We start from the raw sequence: 18,618 nt of genomic DNA on the forward strand, positions 1-18,618 counted from the left end.
GCCTTGTGTTGCACGTCGGTCCATACATTTTTCTTTCAGGAGTGGAAGCAGGTAACGCGGCTGCTTCCGCTTCATTCCCTCAGGGGGTTTGCGGCGCATGAATGAACTCATGAAGATCCTTGGTCAGGGCGGCCAGGCCATGACCTTCGATCAGATCAAGATCCAGCTGGCTTCGGCCGAGCAGATCCGTTCCTGGTCGTACGGCGAGATCAAGAAGCCCGAGACCATCAACTACCGGACATTCAAGCCGGAACGTGATGGCCTGTTCTGCGCGCGGATATTCGGTCCGATCAAGGATTACGAATGCCTGTGCGGCAAGTACAAGCGGATGAAATTCCGCGGCATCATCTGCGAAAAGTGCGGCGTTGAAGTCACGCTGGCCAAGGTCCGGCGTGAGCGCATGGGCCATATCGAACTGGCAAGCCCCGTCGCCCATATCTGGTTCCTCAAGTCGCTTCCCAGCCGTATCGGCCTGATGGTCGACATGACGCTGAAGGATCTGGAAAAGATCCTGTATTTCGAAAGCTACGTGGTTCTGGAACCCGGCACGTCGCCGCTCAAGCAGTACAGCCTGCTGACGGAAGACCAGTACCTTGATGTCATGGATGAGCATGGTGACGAGGGGATCGAGGTCGGCATCGGTGCCGAAGCGATCAAGAAGATCCTGGAACGCATCGACTGCAAGGTCGAAAAGGAAGAGCTGCGTCAGGAACTGAAGGACACCACGTCCGAAGCCAAGCGCAAGAAGCTGGTCAAGCGCCTGAAGCTGGTCGAGGCCTTTGCCGACAGTGAATCGCGCCCGGAATGGATGATCCTGGAACTGGTGCCGGTCATCCCGCCCGAGCTGCGCCCGCTGGTGCCGCTGGATGGTGGCCGGTTCGCGACGTCGGACCTGAACGACCTGTACCGTCGCGTCATCAACCGTAACAACCGTCTGAAGCGGCTGATCGAACTGCGTGCGCCGGACATCATCGTCCGTAACGAAAAGCGCATGCTGCAGGAATCGGTCGATGCGCTGTTCGACAACGGTCGTCGTGGCCGCGCCATCACGGGTGCGAACAAGCGTCCGCTGAAGTCGCTGTCCGACATGCTGAAGGGCAAGCAGGGGCGTTTCCGCCAGAACCTGCTGGGCAAGCGCGTTGACTACTCCGGTCGTTCGGTCATCGTGGTTGGCCCGGAACTGAAGCTGCACCAGTGTGGCCTGCCCAAGAAGATGGCGCTGGAACTGTTCAAGCCGTTCATCTATTCCAAGCTGGAAAAGTACGGTCACGCCACCACCATCAAGGCTGCCAAGCGGATGGTGGAAAAGGAACGTCCCGAGGTCTGGGATATCCTTGAAGAAGTGATCCGCGAACATCCCGTCATGCTCAACCGCGCGCCGACGCTGCATCGTCTGGGCATCCAGGCGTTCGAGCCGGTGCTGATCGAAGGCAAGGCGATCCAGCTGCACCCGCTGGTCTGCACCGCGTTCAACGCGGATTTCGACGGTGACCAGATGGCCGTGCACGTGCCGCTGAGCCTTGAGGCGCAGCTGGAAGCGCGCGTGCTGATGATGTCCACCAACAACATTCTCAGCCCCGCCAACGGCAAGCCCATCATCGTGCCGTCGCAGGATATCGTGCTGGGTCTGTACTATCTCAGCCTCGAGACCCCGGAATTCCGGGCTACCCCGGATCAGAACAGCTATGATGACAAGGGGCAGGTGACGGTTGCGGGCGCGCCTTCCTTCTCCAGCGTGGGCGAAGTGGAATATGCACTCAGCACGGGTGCGGTGAAGCTGCATGACAAGATCCGCGCGCGTATCGAGAATGTCGATGCCGAGGGCAAGGTCACGCGCGAAACCGTCGTGACCACGCCGGGCCGCATGCTTGTCGCCCAGATCTTGCCGCGCAACGCCGCGCTGCCGTTCTCGCTGATCAACCGGCAGCTGACCAAGAAGATCGTGTCGGACGTCATCGACGCGGTTTACCGGCACTGCGGCCAGAAGGAATGCGTGATCTTCTGTGACCGCCTGATGGGTCTTGGTTTCCGTCATGCGGCGAAGTCGGGCATTTCCTTCGGCAAGGACGACATGATCGTTCCGACCGAGAAGAAGGAACTGGTCGATCGCACCGCCGCCGAGGTGAAGGAGTTCGAACAGCAGTATCAGGACGGCCTGATTACCGCGGGCGAACGCTACAACAAGGTAGTCGATGCCTGGTCGCGCTGCACGGACGAAGTGCAGGCCGCGATGATGAAGGAGATTTCCAAGCAGGAAATCGGCAAGCCAACCAATTCCGTGTGGATGATGAGCCACTCCGGTGCGCGTGGGTCGCCAGCACAGATGAAGCAGCTGGCCGGCATGCGTGGCCTGATGGCCAAGCCGTCGGGTGAGATCATCGAACAGCCGATCATCGCCAACTTCAAGGAAGGCCTGTCGGTTCTCGATTACTTCACCTCCAGCCACGGTGCGCGTAAGGGTCTGGCCGATACCGCGCTGAAGACCGCGAATTCGGGTTACCTGACCCGTCGTCTGGTCGACGTGGCGCAGGACAGCATCATTGTCGAGGAAGATTGCGGCACCGAACGCGGCCTGACGGTCCGTGCAGTCATGGATGGTGGCGAGGTCGTCGCGTCCCTGTCCGAGCGGATGCTGGGTCGTACCCTTGCGGCCGACGTGCTGGATCCCGCGACCGGCAAGGTGCTGTTCCCGCGCAATACGCTGATCGAGGAAGCCCAGGCCGAGCAGATCGAGAAGGCGGGTGTCGAAAGCCTGCTGATCCGCTCTGTGCTGACCTGTGACAGCCGTGTGGGTGTGTGTGGGCATTGTTATGGCCGTGACCTTGCGCGTGGCACGCCGGTCAACATTGGTGAGGCTGTGGGCGTCATTGCCGCCCAGTCCATTGGTGAGCCGGGCACCCAGCTGACCATGCGTACCTTCCATATCGGTGGTGCGGCGCAGCGTGGCGCCGAGCAGTCGATGGTCGAGGCATCGCGTGACGGCAAGGTGACGATCCGCAACAAGAACGTTGTGCACAACAGTCAGAACGTGCCCATCGTCATGTCGCGTAACTGTGAAATCCTGCTGACGGATGACCGCGGCACCGAACGCGCCCGCTACCGTGTGCCCTATGGTGCGCGCCTGCTGGTGGAAGACGGGGCCGAGGTCACACGTGGCCAGAAGATGGCCGAGTGGGATCCGTACACCCTGCCGATCATCACCGAACAGCCCGGTAAGGTCGAATATCTGGACCTGATCGACTCCATCACCCTGGTGGAGCGGATGGATGAGGTGACGGGCCTGACGTCGAAAGTGGTCGTGGACTACAAGCAGGCTTCCAAGGGGATTGACCTGCGGCCGCGCCTGCAGCTGAAGGACGCCAATGGCGATGTGGTGAAGCTGGCCAACGGCAACGACGCCCGCTACTTCCTGTCGCCTGATTCGCTGCTGTCGGTTGAAAACGGCGCGCAGGTCAACGCCGGTGACGTGCTGGCGCGTATCCCGCGTGAAGGCTCCAAGACGCGTGACATTACCGGTGGTCTGCCACGCGTGGCCGAACTGTTCGAGGCCCGTCGTCCGAAGGACCACGCCATCATCTCGGAAACCGAGGGGCGTGTGGAATTCGGCAAGGACTACAAGTCCAAGCGCCGTGTCATCGTGAAGAACGACGAGACGGGCGAGGAGACGGATTACCTGATCCCCAAGGGCAAGCACGTTTCCGTTCAGGAAGGCGACTTTGTCCAGGTTGGCGATCCGCTGGTCGATGGTCCGCGCGTGCCGCATGACATCCTGAAGGTTCTGGGTGTCGAGGCGCTGTCCGACTATCTCGTCAACGAGATCCAGGACGTCTATCGACTGCAGGGCGTGAAGATCAATGACAAGCATATTGAAGTCATTGTCCGTCAGATGCTGCAGAAGGTGGAAATCCTTGAACCGGGCGATACGACCTACCTGATCGGTGAGACGGTGGACCGTATCGAGTACGAGGAAGAGAACACCAAGCGCCTGAACATGGGCGAGCGTCCGGCTGTTGCCATGCCTGTGCTGCAGGGCATCACGAAGGCGTCGCTGCAGACGCAGTCCTTCATCTCCGCCGCATCCTTCCAGGAGACCACACGTGTCCTGACAGAGGCTGCTACGGCCGGGAAGAAGGATACGCTGAACGGCCTGAAGGAAAACGTCATCGTCGGTCGCCTGATCCCCGCAGGGACGGGCAGCGTGATGAACAAGCTCCGTGCCGTTGCAGCGGGCGAGGACAAGCAGCGTCTGGCCCAGGCCCGCGCTACGGTGGCCACCACCAAGGCCGCCGAGTAACAATACGAGTGAAATGCCAGATACCGAATGCTCGGTATCTGGCATGATTCGGTGCTGCACTATTGTCACCATCCGATTCAGGCGGTATCAGCGGCCTGACGGAGCGGTGCTCCGAGTCCGATGGAACAGAGTCGCTCTGTCGGACTGCTAGCGAATCCTGCGCAAGGCTTGACTTTTGGTCAGTTTGCCCGTAGGTAACGCGCCCTCGGCTAGCCCTGTCTGAAAGACGTCGTTGGCCGTCGAATGCAGCATGCAGACATGCGGTGCCGCAGTCCGGGAATCGGGCTGCCCAGGCCGGATGTAAATATGATGCCCGAACGAATGGTTGTCATTCGTTGGGGTTTTGTTGTGAACGACAGTCGGCAACCAGATATGGGGTTGGCCGGCCGAATTTTGTAAGGATCGGGAAAGGCGTATGCCGACCATCAACCAGTTGATCGCGAAAGGTCGCGAGCCCGCAGCCAAACGCAACAAGGTTCCTGCTCTGCAGGGCTGTCCGCAGAAGCGTGGCGTTTGTACTCGTGTTTACACAACCACACCGAAGAAGCCGAACTCGGCTCTGCGTAAGGTGGCAAAAGTTCGCCTGACCAACGGGTATGAGGTTGTGAGCTATATTCCGGGTGAGGGGCATAACCTCCAGGAACATAGTGTTGTCCTGATCCGTGGTGGTCGCGTTAAGGATCTTCCTGGCGTGCGTTATCACATCCTGCGCGGCGTTCTGGACACCCAGGGTATCGCCAAGCGTCGTCAGCGTCGCTCGCTCTATGGCGCGAAGCGTCCTAAGTAAAAGGAATAACGAGGCATGAGTCGCCGTCATCGCGCAGTAAAGCGCGAGATTCTTCCCGATCCGAAATTTGGTGATGTCGTCATTACGCGTTTCATGAACGCCCTGATGTACGACGGCAAGAAGTCCACAGCCGAAGGGATCGTCTATGGCGCCCTTGAGGTGCTGCGTCGCCGTGGTGGCGCTGCTGCGGACCCTGTGGTCATGTTCCACAGCGCGCTGGACAACGTCAAGCCGGCTGTCGAGGTGCGTTCCCGCCGTGTTGGTGGCGCCACCTATCAGGTTCCGGTCGAAGTCCGGGCTGAGCGCCGTCAGGCGCTGGCAATCCGCTGGCTGATCGACGCGTCGCGCAAGCGGGGCGAGAACACCATGCAGGATCGTCTGTCGAACGAACTTCTTGACGCCGTCAACAATCGTGGCGCCGCCGTCAAGAAGCGCGAAGACACGCACCGCATGGCCGAAGCCAACAAGGCATTCAGTCATTACCGCTGGTAAAGGCGGTCTGGCCGGTCTATTGACCTGCCCGGCTTCCGAAACGGAACTTTCCAACCCGACTCTCGGCACGAGGCCGAGTTAACGGAGAAAACGATGGCAAAGGCTAAATTTGAGCGGAATAAGCCGCACTGCAACATCGGCACGATTGGTCACGTCGATCACGGCAAGACCTCGCTGACTGCTGCTATCACCAAGACGCTGGCGAAGGCCGGTGGTGCGGAATTCAAGGCGTACGACATGATCGACGCCGCACCTGAAGAACGTGCCCGTGGCATCACCATCTCGACCGCGCACGTCGAGTACGAGACCGCCAAGCGTCACTACGCACACGTCGACTGCCCCGGCCATGCTGACTATGTGAAGAACATGATCACCGGTGCCGCGCAGATGGACGGCGCGATCTTGGTTGTGTCCGCTGCTGACGGCCCGATGCCGCAGACCCGTGAACACATCCTGCTTGCCCGTCAGGTTGGCGTGCCGGCGCTGGTCGTGTTCCTGAACAAGGTTGACCAGGTTGACGATCCGGAACTGCTGGAACTCGTCGAAATGGAAGTGCGTGAGCTGCTGTCCGCTTACCAGTTCCCCGGCGACGATATCCCCATCATCAAGGGTTCTGCCCTGGTGACGCTGGAAGATGGGGATCCGGAAGTTGGTGAAAACCGCGTCATGGACCTGATGAACGCGGTTGACGAATACATCCCGCAGCCGGAACGTCCGATCGACCGTCCGTTCCTGATGCCGATCGAAGACGTGTTCTCCATCTCCGGTCGTGGCACCGTGGTGACGGGCCGTGTCGAGCGTGGCGCCGTGAACGTTGGCGACGAAATCGAAATCGTTGGTCTGCGTCCGACGCAGAAGACGACCGTGACCGGCGTTGAAATGTTCCGCAAGCTGCTTGATCGCGGTGAAGCAGGTGACAACATCGGCGCGCTGCTGCGTGGCACGAAGCGTGAAGACGTTGAGCGTGGCCAGGTGCTGGCGAAGCCGGGTTCCATCACCCCGCACACCAAGTTCAAGGCTGAAGCCTACATCCTGACGAAGGAAGAGGGTGGCCGTCACACGCCGTTCTTCACCAACTATCGTCCGCAGTTCTATTTCCGCACGACCGACGTCACCGGCGTCGTTCACCTGCCGGAAGGCACGGAAATGGTCATGCCTGGCGATAACGTCGCCATGGATGTGGAGCTGATCGCTCCGATCGCCATGGATGAAGGCCTGCGCTTCGCTATTCGCGAAGGTGGCCGCACCGTTGGTGCAGGTGTTGTTGCTTCCATCACGGCGTGATTGGACAATAACTGAAGTGTGGCATCCCGGTCGGAGCGATCCGGCCGGGTTTCCATTGCGGATCGGGTTCCCCCGAATCAGGTAAAGTTGGACTGAAACAGAAAGATGGACAACCAGAACATCCGCATTCGCCTGAAGGCGTACGATCATCGGGTGCTTGACAACAGCACGAAAGAGATCGTCAACACGGCGAAGCGTACGGGTGCGCGGGTTCGGGGTCCTATCCCGCTGCCGACGCATATTGAACGGTTCACCGTGAACCGCTCCCCCCACGTGGATAAGAAAAGCCGCGAGCAGTTCGAAATTCGGACCCATCGCCGGCTGCTCGACATTGTCGAGCCGACCCCGCAGACCGTGGACGCTCTCATGAAACTCGACCTCGCCGCTGGCGTGGATGTCGAGATTAAACTCTAAGGTCCAGACGATGCGCACCGGATTGATCGCAAAAAAGCTGGGTATGACCCGGCTGTTCAAGGAAGACGGCACACATGTGCCGGTGACTGTCCTGCAGGTTGATGATCTGCAGGTGGTTGATGTCCGTACGACCGAGCGTGATGGCTACACTGCCGTCCAGCTTGGTTCGGGCAAGGCCAAGGTCAAAAATGTGTCGAAGCCGAACCGCGGCCATTTTGCCAAGGCCAAGGTCGAGCCCAAGAAGAAGCTGGCTGAATTCCGCGTTGCGGATGACGCCGTCCTGGAAGTCGGGGCTTCTCTGTCCGCTACCCACTTTGTGGTGGGACAGAAGGTGGACGTTACCGGCACCAGCAAGGGTAAGGGTTTTGCCGGCGCGATGAAGCGCTGGAACTTTGCCGGTCTCGAAGCCACCCACGGTGTCTCGATCAGTCACCGTTCGCACGGTTCGACGGGTAACCGTCAGGATCCGGGCAAGGTTTTCAAGAACAAGAAGATGGCCGGCCATCTCGGTTCCGAGCGTGTGACCACGCTGAACCTCGAGATTGCGGCTGTTGACGCCGAAAAGAACCTGATCATGATCCGCGGCTCCGTGCCAGGCGGAAAGAATGAATCGGTTCTGGTTCGTGATGCGATCAAGAAGGCCCGTCATGCCGAGGCGCCGTATCCGGCGGCCCTGGTTGAGGCTGCGGGCTGAGGATAGAGGGCAATGGATTACGATATCAAAACCCTCGATAACGGAAGCGCAGGCAAGGCCAGCCTTCCCGACGAGATTTTCGCCGCAACCCCGCGCACGGACATCATGGCGCGCGTGGTGCACTGGCAGCTGGCAAAGCGCCGGGCGGGTACGCACAAGGTCAAGGGCATGGGGGAAATCTCCGGCACGACCAAGAAGCCGTACCGCCAGAAGGGCACCGGCAGCGCCCGTCAGGGTTCGCTGCGTTCGCCGCAGTACCGCACCGGTGGTGTGGTTCATGGCCCGGTCGTGCGCGATCATGGCTATGACCTGCCCAAGAAGGTACGGCGTCTGGGCCTGATCTCGGCGCTGTCGCAGAAAGCGGCGGAAGGGAAGCTGGTCGTGCTTGATGCCGCGACCGCCTCGGGCAAGTCTGCTGAGCTTGCGAAGAAGCTGAAGGTTCTGGGCTGGACATCCGCCCTGATCGTGGATGCCGCCGTTGAGGAAAACTTCGGCCGTGCCGCGCGCAACCTTCCGAAAATCGACATTCTCCCGACCATCGGCGCGAATGTCTATGACATCCTGAACCATGATGTGCTGGCTATTACCCGCGCAGGTGTTGAGGGACTGAAGGAGCGTCTGGCATGACCAACATCCTGGCAATCCGCAAGAAGGCGGAACGCATGTCGCGCGAAGCGATGTACGACATCATCCGCGCGCCCCTGATCACGGAAAAGGCTACGGCCCTGTCCGAGAAGAATCAGGTCGGTTTCAAGGTTGCGATCGATGCGACGAAGCCGGAAATCAAGGTAGCGGTCGAGACGCTGTTTGGCGTGAAGGTTCTGGGTGTCAACACGCTCATCCAGAAGGGTAAGGCCAAGCGCTTCAAGGGACGTCCCGGCCAGCGTTCGGATGTGAAGAAGGCGTTTGTCCAGCTTGCTGAAGGTCAGTCCATCGACCTGACCGCGAAGCTGGTCTGACGTGGGGTGACAAGAAATGGCATTGAAGCACTTTAATCCAGTTACCCCCAGCCTGCGCGGAACGGTTCTGATCGACCGCAAGGAGCTGTGGAAAGGCAAGCCCGTCAAGGGCCTGACCGAGGGGAAGAACAAGAGCGGCGGTCGTAACAACCACGGCCGCACCACCTCGCGTTTCATCGGTGGCGGACACAAGCAGTCCTACCGCTATGTCGATTTCAAGCGTCGCAAGTTCGACGTGGTCGGCACGGTGGAACGTCTGGAATACGATCCGAACCGTACGGCCTTCATCGCCCTCATCAAGTATGAAGATGGCGAGCTGGCCTACATCATCGCACCGCAGCGTCTGAAGGTAGGCGATCAGGTTGTTGCTGGCACCCGCGCCGATATCAAGCCGGGCAATGCAATGCCCCTGTCGTCGGTTCCGGTGGGTACGATCATCCACAACATCGAGCTCAAGGCCGGTGGTGGTGGCAAGATCGCCCGTTCCGCTGGCACCTATGCACAGCTGGTCGGCAAGGATGTGGGCTATGCCCAGATCAAGTTGCAGTCCGGTGAGCTGCGTGTCGTCCGTGCGGAGTGCATGGCCACCATCGGTGCCGTGTCCAACCCGGACAACATGAACCAGCATCTGGGCAAGGCAGGCCGCAACCGCTGGCTGGGCCGCCGTCCGCATAACCGTGGTGTCGTCATGAACCCGGTTGACCATCCGCATGGTGGTGGTGAAGGACGGACCTCGGGCGGTCGTCATCCGGTTACGCCATGGGGCAAGCCGACTAAGGGTTACAAGACCAGGGTCAACAAGCGTACGGACAGTCTGATCATCCGTCGCCGGAAGACCGGCAAGTAAGGGGCATTTAAGATGGCACGTTCCGTCTGGAAGGGCCCGTTCGTGGACGGGTATCTGCTGAACAAAGCCGATGCATCGCGCGCGTCGGGCCGTAACGAAGTGATCAAGATCTGGTCGCGTCGATCCACCATCCTGCCGCAGTTCGTCGGACTGACGTTCGGCGTCTATAACGGGCACAAATTCCTGCCCGTGCAGGTTTCCGAGAATATGGTGGGGCACAAGTTCGGTGAGTTTTCACCGACCCGTACCTTCACGGGTCATTCTTCGGACAAGAAAGCGAAGCGGGGCTGATCATGAGCAAGCCTAAGCATCCGCGCACGCTCGCGGAAACCGAGGCGCAGGCGCTGACGCGGAACATCCGCATCAGCCCGCGCAAGCTGAACCTTGTTGCGGGTCTGATCCGCAACAAGCCGGCTGCGCAGGCGATCGCCACCCTCACATTCTCCAAGCGTCGTATCGCCCAGCAGGTCAAGAAGACCTTGGAAAGCGCGATCGCCAACGCCGAGAACAACCATCAGCTGGACGTTGACCAACTGGTTGTTGCCCGTGCAGAAGTGGGCAAGTCGATCGTGATGCGTCGTTTCCACGCACGTGGTCGTGGCCGTTCGGCCCGCATCGAGAAGTTCTTCAGCCACCTGACCATCGTTGTGGCGGAAAAGAAGCCCGAAGCTGAAACCGAAAAGAAGGCGGCCTGATCCATGGGACATAAAGTTAATCCGATCGGGCTGCGGCTTGGTATTAACCGGACATGGGACAGCCGCTGGTATGCTGATGCCGACTATGCGCGTCTGCTGCATGATGACCTGAAGCTGCGGTCCTACCTGCGCCGCAAGCTGTCCGGTGCCGGTGTATCCCGCGTTGTGATCGAACGCCCGGCCAAGAAGCCGCGCGTGACCATCTACGCGGCCCGTCCGGGCGTCGTGATCGGCAAGAAGGGCCAGGACATCGATGTGCTGCGCAAGGATCTGGCCCGCATGGCCAAGACCGACGTCGCGCTGAACATCGTCGAAATCCGCAAGCCGGAAATCGATGCGACCCTGGTGGCCGAGAACATTGCCCAGCAGCTCGAACGTCGTGTTGCCTTCCGTCGCGCCATGAAGCGTGCCGTGCAGTCCGCCATGCGCCTGGGTGCGCAGGGGATCCGGATCAACTGCTCCGGCCGTCTGGGCGGTGCGGAAATCGCACGTGTCGAGTGGTATCGTGAAGGCCGCGTGCCGCTGCATACGCTGCGTGCGGACATTGATTATGGTGTGGCGACCGCCAAGACGACCTATGGCACCTGTGGTGTGAAGGTCTGGATCTTCAAGGGTGAGATTCTTGCCCATGATCCGCTGGCGCAGGACCGTCGCGCCGCCGAACAGGCCCCGCAGCGCTAATCTGCGGGGTCCAATGGACCTAAATGCGCCAGGCGGCGCGTGAGGATTTAGAAAATGCTTTCTCCCAAGCGGACAAAGTACCGCAAGGCCCACAAGGGGCGTATTCATGGGTTGGCCAAGGGTGGCACAACCCTGAATTTTGGGGCTTTTGGCCTGAAGGCTCTGCAGCCTGAACGGATCACTGCCCGCCAGATCGAAGCTGCCCGTCGTGCCATTACCCGTGCCATGAAACGTGCCGGTCGTGTCTGGATTCGGATTTTCCCTGATCTTCCGGTCTCGACAAAGCCCGCAGAAGTGCGTATGGGGTCCGGCAAGGGGTCGCCTGAATACTGGGTGGCTCGTGTGAAGCCGGGTCGTATCCTGTTCGAGATTGAAGGCGTGCCGCCGGAAGTCGCGCGTGAAGCGCTGGCTCTGGGTGCGGCAAAGCTGCCGATCAAGACCAAGTTTGTGACCCGTATCGGAGAGGCGTGAGATGGCAAAGGCAACAAAGCCGGCCGATCTGCGTGCCAAGACTGTTGAAGAACTGGATACGCTTCTCGTCGATCTGAAGCGCGAGCAGTTCAATCTTCGGTTTCAGCATGCGACCGGTCAGACCGAGGGGCAGTCCCGCATGCGCGAAGTTCGTCGTGAAATCGCGCGTGTGAAGACTGTTACAACCGAGGTTGTGAAGAAGAGTTCCGCTGGCCACGCGCCGGCAGTAAAGTCCTGAAGGGAGACGGGCGATGCCAAGGCGCGTCCTGACCGGACGGGTAACCAGCGACAAGATGGACAAGACCGTAACGGTTCTTGTCGATCGTCGCGTTATCCATCCGTTGTATAAGAAGTTCATTCGTCGCTCTAAAAAGTATGCGGCGCATGACGGCTTGAATGAATGCAAGGTGGGCGACACGGTGCGCATTGAAGAATGCAAGCCGATTTCCCGCCGCAAGACCTGGACTGTCGTTGTCCGGAATGGCCAGCCGCTCACGGCTGCCGCCGGTGCCACGTCTGGTGCGCAGGCGTAAAGAAGGGCATAGACCATGATCCATCCCGAGACCAACCTTGACGTGGCCGACAATTCCGGTGCCCGTCAGGTGCAGTGCATCAAGGTGCTGGGCGGTTCCAAGCGGAAGACTGCCTCGGTCGGCGACGTGATTGTCGTGTCCGTCAAGGAGGCCATCCCCCGCGGCAAGGTCAAGAAGGGCGACGTGCACCAGGCGGTGATCGTCCGTACCTCTTACCCCGTGCGTCGCGCCGACGGCAGCGCCATCCGCTTTGACCGCAACGCGGCCGTGCTGATCAACAAGCAGCAGGAGCCGATTGGCACCCGTATCTTTGGCCCGGTCGTACGCGAACTGCGTGCGCGCAAGTTCATGAAGATCATCTCGCTGGCACCGGAGGTGCTGTAATGGCTGCTCGTATCAAGAAGGGTGATCAGGTTCTGGTCACCACCGGTGGTTCCAAGGGAACCCGTGGCGAGGTTGTTACAGTCCTGCCCGCAGCCAACAAGGCTGTTGTGCGCGGCGTGGCGATTGCAAAGCGTCACACCCGTCCTTCCCGCATGGGTGAACAGGGTGGCATTATCCAGAAGGAAATGCCGGTTCACCTGTCCAACCTGAAGCTGATCGATCCCAAGAGCGGTGACCCGACAAAGGTCGGCTTCCGCGTTCTGGAAGATGGTCGCAAGGTTCGTGTCGCCAAGGCGACCGGCGAAGTTATCGAAGGCTGAGGAGGCGGGTATGTCTGAAGTGAAAGAAGCCCGTCCTGTGCCGCGCATGCAGAAGCGCTATCAGGATGAGATGCGTGCGAAGCTGCGTGAGCAGTTCGGGTACAAGAACGAGATGCAGGTTCCGCGTCTTGAGAAGATTGTCCTGAACATGGGCGTGGGCGAAGCTGCCGGCGATCAGAAGAAGCTGGATGCAGCCGTCAAGGAAATGACCCTGATCGCAGGTCAGAAGCCGGTCAAGACCGTGGCCAAGAAGGCCATCGCCGGTTTCAAGATCCGTGAAGGGCTGCCGATCGGGTGCAAGGTGACGCTGCGTCGTGCGCAGATGTTCGAGTTCCTGGATCGTTTCGTGACGATTGCCCTGCCGCGCGTGCGTGATTTCCGCGGGCTGCCGGCGAACAAGGGTTTCGACGGTCGTGGTAACTTTGCGATGGGCCTGAAGGAACAGATTGTCTTCCCGGAAATCGAATACGACAAGGTCGACGAAATCCGTGGCATGGACATCATCTTCGTGACCACCGCGAAGACGGATGCGGAAGCAAAGGCTCTGCTCAAGGCGTTTGATCTGCCCTTCGCTGCATAAAAATGTAGCGAAAGGGCTTCCGTCTGAAGTCCAGAAGACCTAATACACACGTTGTTTGGAAAACCGTTGGGACTGGCCCGACAGGTTCCGGAGGGTAAAACAAGGCATGGCCAAAATTTCCGCCGTTAACCGGAATGTCAAGCGCGAGCGCATGGCAAACCGGGACCGGGCTAAGCGGACTGCACTGAAGAACATCATCATGGACCGGTCTCTGCCGGTTGAAGATCGCTTCGATGCATCGCTCAAGCTTGCTGAACTTCCTCGCAATGGTTCGCGCGTCCGTGTGCGTCTGCGCTGCAAGTTGACGGGGCGTCCTCGCGCCAATTACAGAAAGTTCGAACTCTGCCGTATCGCCCTGCGCGACCTGGCCTCCAATGGTCAGATCCCGGGTATGGTCAAATCGAGCTGGTAAGGGCAGGGAACGATGTCACTTTCTGATCCTTTGGGTGATCTGCTCACCCGGATCCGCAATGCGCAGCGTGCACGGCATGCTGCCTGCGTGGCGCCAGCTTCCAAGCTGCGCGCCAGTGTTCTCGAGGCGCTGCGCCGCGAGGGGTATATCCGTGGTTTCTCACGCGAGGAACTGCGTAAAGGTGTGGCCCAGCTGCGCATCGAGCTGAAGTATCTCGATGGTGAGCCGGTCATCAAAGAAATCCACCGTGTGTCCAAGCCGGGACGCCGCGTCTATTCCAAGATCAAGGAACTGCCGCGTGTGTATGCCGGGCTGGGCGTGTCGATCCTGTCGACGCCGCGCGGTGTCCTGTCCGACGCGGAGGCCCGCGCTGCCAATGTTGGCGGTGAAGTCCTCTGTCGTGTATTCTAAGGAGGGATAAATGTCGCGAGTGGGCAAATATCCCGTCGAATTACCGTCGGGCGTTCAGGTTTCCATTGCTGATGGTGTGCTGACGGCAAAAGGCAAGCTGGGTGAACTCAAGCTGCCGCTGTCCAGCCACGTTTCGGTTGATGTTGCGGATGGCAAGGTTGCCGTCAAGCCGGTCGATACCCAGGCACAGGCCCGCATGATGTGGGGAACAACCCGTTCCCTGATCGCGGGTATGGTCAAGGGCGTGTCCGAAGGGTTTTCCAAGACGCTGGAAATCTCCGGGACAGGTTACCGTGCCGCAGTGCAGGGGACGAACCTGGTCATGAACCTCGGTTATTCGCATGACATCGTTTATGCGATTCCCGCAGGGATCAAGATCACGACCCCCCGCCCCACGGCGGTCACGGTCGAAGGCATTGACAAGCAGCGGGTTGGTCAGGTCGCACTTGACATCCGTAGCTTCCGCAAGCCCGAGCCCTACAAGGGCAAGGGTGTCCGTTACGAAACGGAAACCATCCGTCGCAAGGAAGGTAAGAAGAAATAATGAGCACGCAGAAGGATCTGCGGGAACGGCGGCGTCAGCGCCTGCGTTTCCAGCTTCGCCGCAAGAGCGGTGGCCGTCCGCGTCTGTCGGTGTTCCGTTCGGGCAAGAACATCTACGCGCAGGTGATTGACGACGCTGCCGGCCGTACCCTGGCCGCGGCATCGACCCTGGACAAGGACCTGCGTACCGCCCTCAAGGGTGGCACGGACGTCAAGGCGGCGGGTGCAGTTGGCAAGCTTCTGGCCGAACGCGCAGTGGCTGCAGGTGTGTCGAAGGTCGTTTTCGACCGCGGCGCGTATCTCTATCATGGGCGTATCAAGGCCCTGGCGGAGGCTGCCCGTGAGGGCGGTCTCTCGTTCTGACGAAAGGGTCACGCATAATGGCACGTGAACCGAGAGAAGGCGGCCGGGGTGGTCGCGACCGCGATCGCGAAGGCGATGATCTGGTCGACAAGCTGGTCACGATCAACCGCGTTGCGAAGGTTGTAAAGGGCGGTCGCCGCTTTGCATTCGCAGCCCTGGTTGTGGTTGGTGACCAGAAGGGTCGCGTCGGGTTCGGTGCGGGCAAGGCCCGTGAAGTTCCCGAGGCAATCCGCAAGGCAACCGATCGCGCCAAGCGGACGATGATCCGCGTTCCGATGAAGGAAGGCCGTACGCTGCATCACGATGTGGCCGGTCACTTCGGTGCGGGCAAGGTTGTCCTGCGTTCCGCTGATGCGGGCACGGGCATCATTGCCGGTGGTCCGATGCGCGCAGTCTTCGAAAGCCTGGGCATCAATGACGTGGTGGCGAAGTCCCTCGGGACCCGGAACCCGCACAACATGGTGAAGGCGACATTCGCCGCGCTGGAGCGTTGCGCCAGCCCGCGTTCGGTTGCCAACCGCCGTGGCAAGAAGGTTTCGGATATCCTGGGACGTCGCGAAGCTGCGGCAACGACGGAGGCCACGGCCGATGTCTGATACCAAGGCAAAAGTGCGCGTCACCCAGGTGCATTCCGGGAACGGACAGAAGCCGGGCCAGCAGGCGACACTGATTGGTCTGGGCCTGAACAAGATTGGTCGTACGCGTGAACTGGAGGATACCCCTTCCGTTCGCGGTATGATCCGCAAGGTGTCCCACCTGATCAAGGTGGAGGATTGAGATGAACCTGAACGAACTTCGTGACAACGAAGGCGCGCGTTACACCAAGAAGCGTCTTGGTCGCGGCATCGGCTCTGGCAAGGGCAAGACGTCGGGCAAGGGTGTGAAGGGTCAGAAGGCGCGTTCCGGTGTGTCCCTGAACGGTTTTGAAGGCGGTCAGCTGCCGATCTACCGTCGTCTTCCCAAGCGTGGATTCAAGAACATTTTCCGCAAGGAATATGCGATTGTGAATCTGGGCACTCTGGATAAGGCGATTGCGGCGGGCAAGGTCGATGCCAAGGCTGTCGTGACGGAAGAGACCCTGGTCAAGGCCGGTCTGGTCGGTTCCGGTCGCTTTGCCGGTATCCGCCTGCTGGCGGATGGTGAACTGAACCATGCCGTGACCATTGAAGTGTCGGGTGCTTCGGCTGGCGCCGTTGCCGCTGTCGAAAAGGCGGGTGGCAAGGTGCAGGTCAAGGCGCAGAAGCAGCAGGCTCCTGCCGCGGAATGACCGGTCCCGGGCACAGGCACGTTCTGTACCCGGAGCATAATAAAAGCGATGCTGCTTGCACTCGGCGGGCGCATCGCTTTATTACTTTTTGCGGTTTTTTTTATCATGACAGCGTCCCGCCTCCAGCGGTGGCGCTGTTCTTGTGAAAGGATGGGCGCATGGCCTCCGCGGCCGAACAGTTGGCTGCCAATCTGAATTTCAATTCCTTTGCCAACGCAACGGAACTGAAAAAGCGTATCTGGTTCACGCTGGGTGCGCTGATCGTGTATCGGATTGGCACCTATATCCCCGTCCCTGGCGTCGATGCGACGGTGATGGGGCAGCTTCTGGCCCGGCATCAGGGCGGTATTCTGGGTATGTTCGATATGTTTACCGGTGGTGCGCTGGGGCGCATGACCGTGTTTGCACTGAACATCATGCCCTATATCAGTGCCTCGATCATCGTACAGCTCATGTCGGCGGCAATCCCCTCGCTTGAAGCACTCAAGAAGGAAGGGGAGGGCGGACGGCGCAAGCTGAATGAATACACGCGCTACCTGACCGTCGTGATTGCGCTGTTCCAGGCCTACGGCATCGCCATAGGGCTTGAGAACATGCATACGGAAGCCGGGTCTGCCGTTGTCTCCCCTGGGCTTTTCTTCATCGTTTCCTGTGTGCTGACCCTTGTGGGTGGCACCATGTTCCTGATGTGGCTGGGTGAACAGATTACGTCGCGGGGGGTCGGTAACGGTATCTCGCTGATCATCTTTGCGGGTATCGTGGCGAACCTGCCCAATGCCCTGGCCAGTCTGTTCCAGCTTGGCTATACGGGCGCGCTGTCCCCGTTCTTCGTGCTGGTGTTCCTGGTGCTGGCGGCTATTACGATCGCTTTCATCGTGTTCATGGAACTGGCGCAGCGCCGGGTAGTGATCCAGTACCCCAAGCGCCAGGTCGGTCAACGCATGTTTGGTGGCGATTCGACCCACATGCCGCTGAAGGTGAACACGGCCGGGTCGATTCCACCCATCTTCGCATCGTCCGTGCTGTTGATCCCGGTCACGATCGCGGGGTTCGTCAATAACAGTTCCATGCCCGGCTGGCTGTCCTTCCTGGGACAGGAACTGGGGCAGGGGCAGCCGCTCTACATGCTGTTCTATGCGGCGATGATTGTATTTTTCTCCTATTTCTATGCGGCGGTGACCTTCAACCCGCAGGAAACGGCGGAAAACCTGCGCAAGCAGGGGGGCTTTGTGCCGGGTATCCGGCCGGGGGCCAATACGGCTGCGTTCTTTGATCGGATCCTGACGCGGATTACGACCATCGGGGCGCTGTATCTTGTTGCGGTCTGCTTGTTGCCGCAGATCCTGATCAGCCATTACAACGTGCCTTTCTATTTTGGTGGCACGAGTCTGATCATTATCGTGACGGTGACGATTGATACGGTGACGCAGGTGCAGTCGCATCTGGTCGCGCACCAGTATCAGGGACTTATGCGCCGGGGACGGGGCAGAAAGGGCAGAATGCGGTGAATATTATTTTTCTTGGCCCGCCGGGTGCCGGTAAGGGCACCCAGTCAAAGCGGCTGGAAGAACGGTATGGAATCGCCCAGATTTCAACGGGTGACATGCTGCGTGCGGAAGTCGCGGCCGGAAGCCCGCTGGGGCAGAAGGTCAAGACCATCATGGCAGAAGGCCAGCTTGTGCCTGATGACCTGATCATCGCCATGATCGAAAACCGCATCCGTCAGCCTGATTGCGCGAAGGGGTTCATCCTTGATGGCTTCCCGCGCACCCGGGCGCAGGCCGAAGCGCTGGACCAGATGCTGACACGCAGTGGCCAGCATATTGATGCGGTGCTGTTGCTGGATGTGGATGAGAACGCACTGGCTGACCGCATTGCGGGTCGTTACACCTGCGCCAAGTGCGGCGCGGGCTATAACGACCTGTTCAAGAAGCCGAAGGTGGCAGGCATATGCGATGTCTGTGGTGGACATGAGTTCATTCGCCGGGAAGATGACCGGCGGGATACCGTGGCCGCGCGACTGAAGGCCTACCGTGAACAGACGGCGCCGATCCTGCCTTATTATGAGGAAGAGAAGCGTCTGTACCGTGTTGACGGGATGGCGGATATCGATGCAGTGACCAAGGAAGTCTTCGCTGTTATCGACCGTATCACGAAGAAGTGATGCAAAATAATTGACTCGCATGG

The 18,618-nt window shown here is 59.8% G+C and carries 27 protein-coding genes; all 27 read left to right on the forward strand.

Translation table 11 applies throughout. The features are described from left to right. Positions 1–97: 97 nt before the first annotated feature. The 27 genes from rpoC (at position 98) to AC1RQ9_RS02785 (ending at position 18,595) form a co-directional block, all read left to right on the forward strand. A complete protein-coding gene (gene rpoC, locus AC1RQ9_RS02655) occupies positions 98–4,294 on the forward strand; it encodes a DNA-directed RNA polymerase subunit beta' (protein ID WP_485985464.1) in 4,197 nt (1,398 codons plus the stop codon). 415 nt (positions 4,295–4,709) lie between these two features. Next, positions 4,710–5,081: a 30S ribosomal protein S12 gene (rpsL, locus tag AC1RQ9_RS02660; protein ID WP_003621118.1), complete on the forward strand. Its 372-nt coding sequence runs from the start codon at positions 4,710–4,712 to the stop codon at positions 5,079–5,081. Positions 5,082–5,096: 15 nt separating this feature from the next. Next, positions 5,097–5,573 (forward strand): 30S ribosomal protein S7, encoded by a 477-nt coding sequence (rpsG, locus tag AC1RQ9_RS02665; RefSeq protein ID WP_007399617.1) that lies wholly within the window; start codon positions 5,097–5,099, stop codon positions 5,571–5,573. A 93-nt stretch (positions 5,574–5,666) separates the two neighbouring features. Beyond that, on the forward strand, positions 5,667–6,857 hold the full coding sequence (tuf, locus tag AC1RQ9_RS02670) for an elongation factor Tu (protein WP_010506739.1): 1,191 nt from the start codon (positions 5,667–5,669) through the stop codon (positions 6,855–6,857). A 105-nt stretch (positions 6,858–6,962) separates the two neighbouring features. Then, the gene (gene rpsJ, locus AC1RQ9_RS02675) at positions 6,963–7,271 is read left to right on the forward strand and encodes a 30S ribosomal protein S10 (protein ID WP_007282720.1); all 309 of its coding nucleotides are present in this window, start codon (positions 6,963–6,965) and stop codon (positions 7,269–7,271) included. 10 nt (positions 7,272–7,281) lie between these two features. After that, complete coding sequence (rplC, locus tag AC1RQ9_RS02680) at positions 7,282–7,965, forward strand: 50S ribosomal protein L3 (protein ID WP_029329235.1); 684 nt, start codon at positions 7,282–7,284, stop codon at positions 7,963–7,965. A gap of 12 nt (positions 7,966–7,977) precedes the next feature. Further along, positions 7,978–8,592 carry a 50S ribosomal protein L4 gene (gene rplD / locus AC1RQ9_RS02685; protein ID WP_010506735.1) on the forward strand — a complete coding sequence of 205 codons (615 nt, stop codon included), beginning with the start codon at positions 7,978–7,980 and terminating at the stop codon, positions 8,590–8,592. 35 nt (positions 8,593–8,627) lie between these two features. Then, positions 8,628–8,924 (forward strand): 50S ribosomal protein L23, encoded by a 297-nt coding sequence (locus tag AC1RQ9_RS02690; RefSeq protein WP_010506732.1) that lies wholly within the window; start codon positions 8,628–8,630, stop codon positions 8,922–8,924. Positions 8,925–8,940: 16 nt separating this feature from the next. Further along, positions 8,941–9,771, forward strand: coding sequence for a 50S ribosomal protein L2 (gene rplB / locus AC1RQ9_RS02695; RefSeq protein ID WP_010506731.1), 831 nt, complete (start codon positions 8,941–8,943; stop codon positions 9,769–9,771). Positions 9,772–9,783: 12 nt separating this feature from the next. Further along, a complete protein-coding gene (rpsS, locus tag AC1RQ9_RS02700; RefSeq protein WP_007399623.1) occupies positions 9,784–10,062 on the forward strand; it encodes a 30S ribosomal protein S19 in 279 nt (92 codons plus the stop codon). Between the two features lie 2 nt (positions 10,063–10,064). Next, complete coding sequence (gene rplV / locus AC1RQ9_RS02705; RefSeq protein WP_007399624.1) at positions 10,065–10,466, forward strand: 50S ribosomal protein L22; 402 nt, start codon at positions 10,065–10,067, stop codon at positions 10,464–10,466. A 3-nt stretch (positions 10,467–10,469) separates the two neighbouring features. After that, positions 10,470–11,147, forward strand: a complete 678-nt coding sequence (gene rpsC / locus AC1RQ9_RS02710; RefSeq protein WP_010506729.1) for a 30S ribosomal protein S3 — start codon at positions 10,470–10,472, stop codon at positions 11,145–11,147. 54 nt (positions 11,148–11,201) lie between these two features. After that, positions 11,202–11,618, forward strand: a complete 417-nt coding sequence (gene rplP, locus AC1RQ9_RS02715) for a 50S ribosomal protein L16 (RefSeq protein ID WP_007399626.1) — start codon at positions 11,202–11,204, stop codon at positions 11,616–11,618. A gap of 1 nt (position 11,619) precedes the next feature. Further along, on the forward strand, positions 11,620–11,856 hold the full coding sequence (rpmC, locus tag AC1RQ9_RS02720) for a 50S ribosomal protein L29 (RefSeq protein WP_485985465.1): 237 nt from the start codon (positions 11,620–11,622) through the stop codon (positions 11,854–11,856). A gap of 13 nt (positions 11,857–11,869) precedes the next feature. Next, entirely contained in the window at positions 11,870–12,151 is a 282-nt protein-coding gene (rpsQ, locus tag AC1RQ9_RS02725) for a 30S ribosomal protein S17 (RefSeq protein ID WP_193732506.1), read from the forward strand. Between the two features lie 15 nt (positions 12,152–12,166). After that, on the forward strand, positions 12,167–12,535 hold the full coding sequence (gene rplN, locus AC1RQ9_RS02730) for a 50S ribosomal protein L14 (protein ID WP_007399629.1): 369 nt from the start codon (positions 12,167–12,169) through the stop codon (positions 12,533–12,535). Next, positions 12,535–12,855, forward strand: coding sequence for a 50S ribosomal protein L24 (gene rplX, locus AC1RQ9_RS02735; protein WP_025439065.1), 321 nt, complete (start codon positions 12,535–12,537; stop codon positions 12,853–12,855). Before rplN ends, rplX begins: the two co-directional genes overlap by 1 nt. 10 nt (positions 12,856–12,865) lie before the next feature. Then, entirely contained in the window at positions 12,866–13,435 is a 570-nt protein-coding gene (rplE, locus tag AC1RQ9_RS02740; protein WP_039732878.1) for a 50S ribosomal protein L5, read from the forward strand. 106 nt (positions 13,436–13,541) lie between these two features. Then, positions 13,542–13,847, forward strand: a complete 306-nt coding sequence (gene rpsN / locus AC1RQ9_RS02745; RefSeq protein ID WP_010506721.1) for a 30S ribosomal protein S14 — start codon at positions 13,542–13,544, stop codon at positions 13,845–13,847. A 12-nt stretch (positions 13,848–13,859) separates the two neighbouring features. Next, a complete protein-coding gene (gene rpsH, locus AC1RQ9_RS02750; protein WP_010506719.1) occupies positions 13,860–14,258 on the forward strand; it encodes a 30S ribosomal protein S8 in 399 nt (132 codons plus the stop codon). A gap of 10 nt (positions 14,259–14,268) precedes the next feature. Then, entirely contained in the window at positions 14,269–14,802 is a 534-nt protein-coding gene (gene rplF / locus AC1RQ9_RS02755) for a 50S ribosomal protein L6 (RefSeq protein ID WP_193732505.1), read from the forward strand. Then, positions 14,802–15,164, forward strand: a complete 363-nt coding sequence (rplR, locus tag AC1RQ9_RS02760) for a 50S ribosomal protein L18 (RefSeq protein WP_193732504.1) — start codon at positions 14,802–14,804, stop codon at positions 15,162–15,164. Before rplF ends, rplR begins: the two co-directional genes overlap by 1 nt. Positions 15,165–15,181: 17 nt before the next feature. Then, positions 15,182–15,760, forward strand: a complete 579-nt coding sequence (rpsE, locus tag AC1RQ9_RS02765) for a 30S ribosomal protein S5 (RefSeq protein ID WP_010506715.1) — start codon at positions 15,182–15,184, stop codon at positions 15,758–15,760. Then, entirely contained in the window at positions 15,753–15,941 is a 189-nt protein-coding gene (rpmD, locus tag AC1RQ9_RS02770; protein WP_010506714.1) for a 50S ribosomal protein L30, read from the forward strand. Before rpsE ends, rpmD begins: the two co-directional genes overlap by 8 nt. 1 nt (position 15,942) lies before the next feature. Continuing rightward, positions 15,943–16,431 carry a 50S ribosomal protein L15 gene (rplO, locus tag AC1RQ9_RS02775; RefSeq protein ID WP_193732502.1) on the forward strand — a complete coding sequence of 163 codons (489 nt, stop codon included), beginning with the start codon at positions 15,943–15,945 and terminating at the stop codon, positions 16,429–16,431. Positions 16,432–16,589: 158 nt separating this feature from the next. Continuing rightward, the gene (secY, locus tag AC1RQ9_RS02780) at positions 16,590–17,939 is read left to right on the forward strand and encodes a preprotein translocase subunit SecY (protein ID WP_193732501.1); all 1,350 of its coding nucleotides are present in this window, start codon (positions 16,590–16,592) and stop codon (positions 17,937–17,939) included. Then, positions 17,936–18,595 carry an adenylate kinase gene (locus AC1RQ9_RS02785; protein WP_485985466.1) on the forward strand — a complete coding sequence of 220 codons (660 nt, stop codon included), beginning with the start codon at positions 17,936–17,938 and terminating at the stop codon, positions 18,593–18,595. Before secY ends, AC1RQ9_RS02785 begins: the two co-directional genes overlap by 4 nt. Positions 18,596–18,618 lie beyond the last annotated feature (23 nt).

The sequence above is a fragment of the Komagataeibacter ossonobensis genome (assembly GCF_057359305.1).

Excerpts from the sequence above, each read along its gene's own strand:
- rpoC (WP_485985464.1), top strand. The coding sequence starts at position 98 with ATGAATGAACTCATGAAGATCCTTGGTCAGGGCGGCCAGGCCATGACC.
- rpsL (WP_003621118.1), top strand. The coding sequence starts at position 4,710 with ATGCCGACCATCAACCAGTTGATCGCGAAAGGTCGCGAGCCCGCAGCC.
- rpsG (WP_007399617.1), top strand. The coding sequence starts at position 5,097 with ATGAGTCGCCGTCATCGCGCAGTAAAGCGCGAGATTCTTCCCGATCCG.
- tuf (WP_010506739.1), top strand. The coding sequence starts at position 5,667 with ATGGCAAAGGCTAAATTTGAGCGGAATAAGCCGCACTGCAACATCGGC.
- rpsJ (WP_007282720.1), top strand. The coding sequence starts at position 6,963 with ATGGACAACCAGAACATCCGCATTCGCCTGAAGGCGTACGATCATCGG.
- rplC (WP_029329235.1), top strand. The coding sequence starts at position 7,282 with ATGCGCACCGGATTGATCGCAAAAAAGCTGGGTATGACCCGGCTGTTC.
- rplD (WP_010506735.1), top strand. The coding sequence starts at position 7,978 with ATGGATTACGATATCAAAACCCTCGATAACGGAAGCGCAGGCAAGGCC.
- AC1RQ9_RS02690 (WP_010506732.1), top strand. The coding sequence starts at position 8,628 with ATGTCGCGCGAAGCGATGTACGACATCATCCGCGCGCCCCTGATCACG.
- rplB (WP_010506731.1), top strand. The coding sequence starts at position 8,941 with ATGGCATTGAAGCACTTTAATCCAGTTACCCCCAGCCTGCGCGGAACG.
- rpsS (WP_007399623.1), top strand. The coding sequence starts at position 9,784 with ATGGCACGTTCCGTCTGGAAGGGCCCGTTCGTGGACGGGTATCTGCTG.
- rplV (WP_007399624.1), top strand. The coding sequence starts at position 10,065 with ATGAGCAAGCCTAAGCATCCGCGCACGCTCGCGGAAACCGAGGCGCAG.
- rpsC (WP_010506729.1), top strand. The coding sequence starts at position 10,470 with ATGGGACATAAAGTTAATCCGATCGGGCTGCGGCTTGGTATTAACCGG.
- rplP (WP_007399626.1), top strand. The coding sequence starts at position 11,202 with ATGCTTTCTCCCAAGCGGACAAAGTACCGCAAGGCCCACAAGGGGCGT.
- rpmC (WP_485985465.1), top strand. The coding sequence starts at position 11,620 with ATGGCAAAGGCAACAAAGCCGGCCGATCTGCGTGCCAAGACTGTTGAA.
- rpsQ (WP_193732506.1), top strand. The coding sequence starts at position 11,870 with ATGCCAAGGCGCGTCCTGACCGGACGGGTAACCAGCGACAAGATGGAC.
- rplN (WP_007399629.1), top strand. The coding sequence starts at position 12,167 with ATGATCCATCCCGAGACCAACCTTGACGTGGCCGACAATTCCGGTGCC.
- rplX (WP_025439065.1), top strand. The coding sequence starts at position 12,535 with ATGGCTGCTCGTATCAAGAAGGGTGATCAGGTTCTGGTCACCACCGGT.
- rplE (WP_039732878.1), top strand. The coding sequence starts at position 12,866 with ATGTCTGAAGTGAAAGAAGCCCGTCCTGTGCCGCGCATGCAGAAGCGC.
- rpsN (WP_010506721.1), top strand. The coding sequence starts at position 13,542 with ATGGCCAAAATTTCCGCCGTTAACCGGAATGTCAAGCGCGAGCGCATG.
- rpsH (WP_010506719.1), top strand. The coding sequence starts at position 13,860 with ATGTCACTTTCTGATCCTTTGGGTGATCTGCTCACCCGGATCCGCAAT.
- rplF (WP_193732505.1), top strand. The coding sequence starts at position 14,269 with ATGTCGCGAGTGGGCAAATATCCCGTCGAATTACCGTCGGGCGTTCAG.
- rplR (WP_193732504.1), top strand. The coding sequence starts at position 14,802 with ATGAGCACGCAGAAGGATCTGCGGGAACGGCGGCGTCAGCGCCTGCGT.
- rpsE (WP_010506715.1), top strand. The coding sequence starts at position 15,182 with ATGGCACGTGAACCGAGAGAAGGCGGCCGGGGTGGTCGCGACCGCGAT.
- rpmD (WP_010506714.1), top strand. The coding sequence starts at position 15,753 with ATGTCTGATACCAAGGCAAAAGTGCGCGTCACCCAGGTGCATTCCGGG.
- rplO (WP_193732502.1), top strand. The coding sequence starts at position 15,943 with ATGAACCTGAACGAACTTCGTGACAACGAAGGCGCGCGTTACACCAAG.
- secY (WP_193732501.1), top strand. The coding sequence starts at position 16,590 with ATGGCCTCCGCGGCCGAACAGTTGGCTGCCAATCTGAATTTCAATTCC.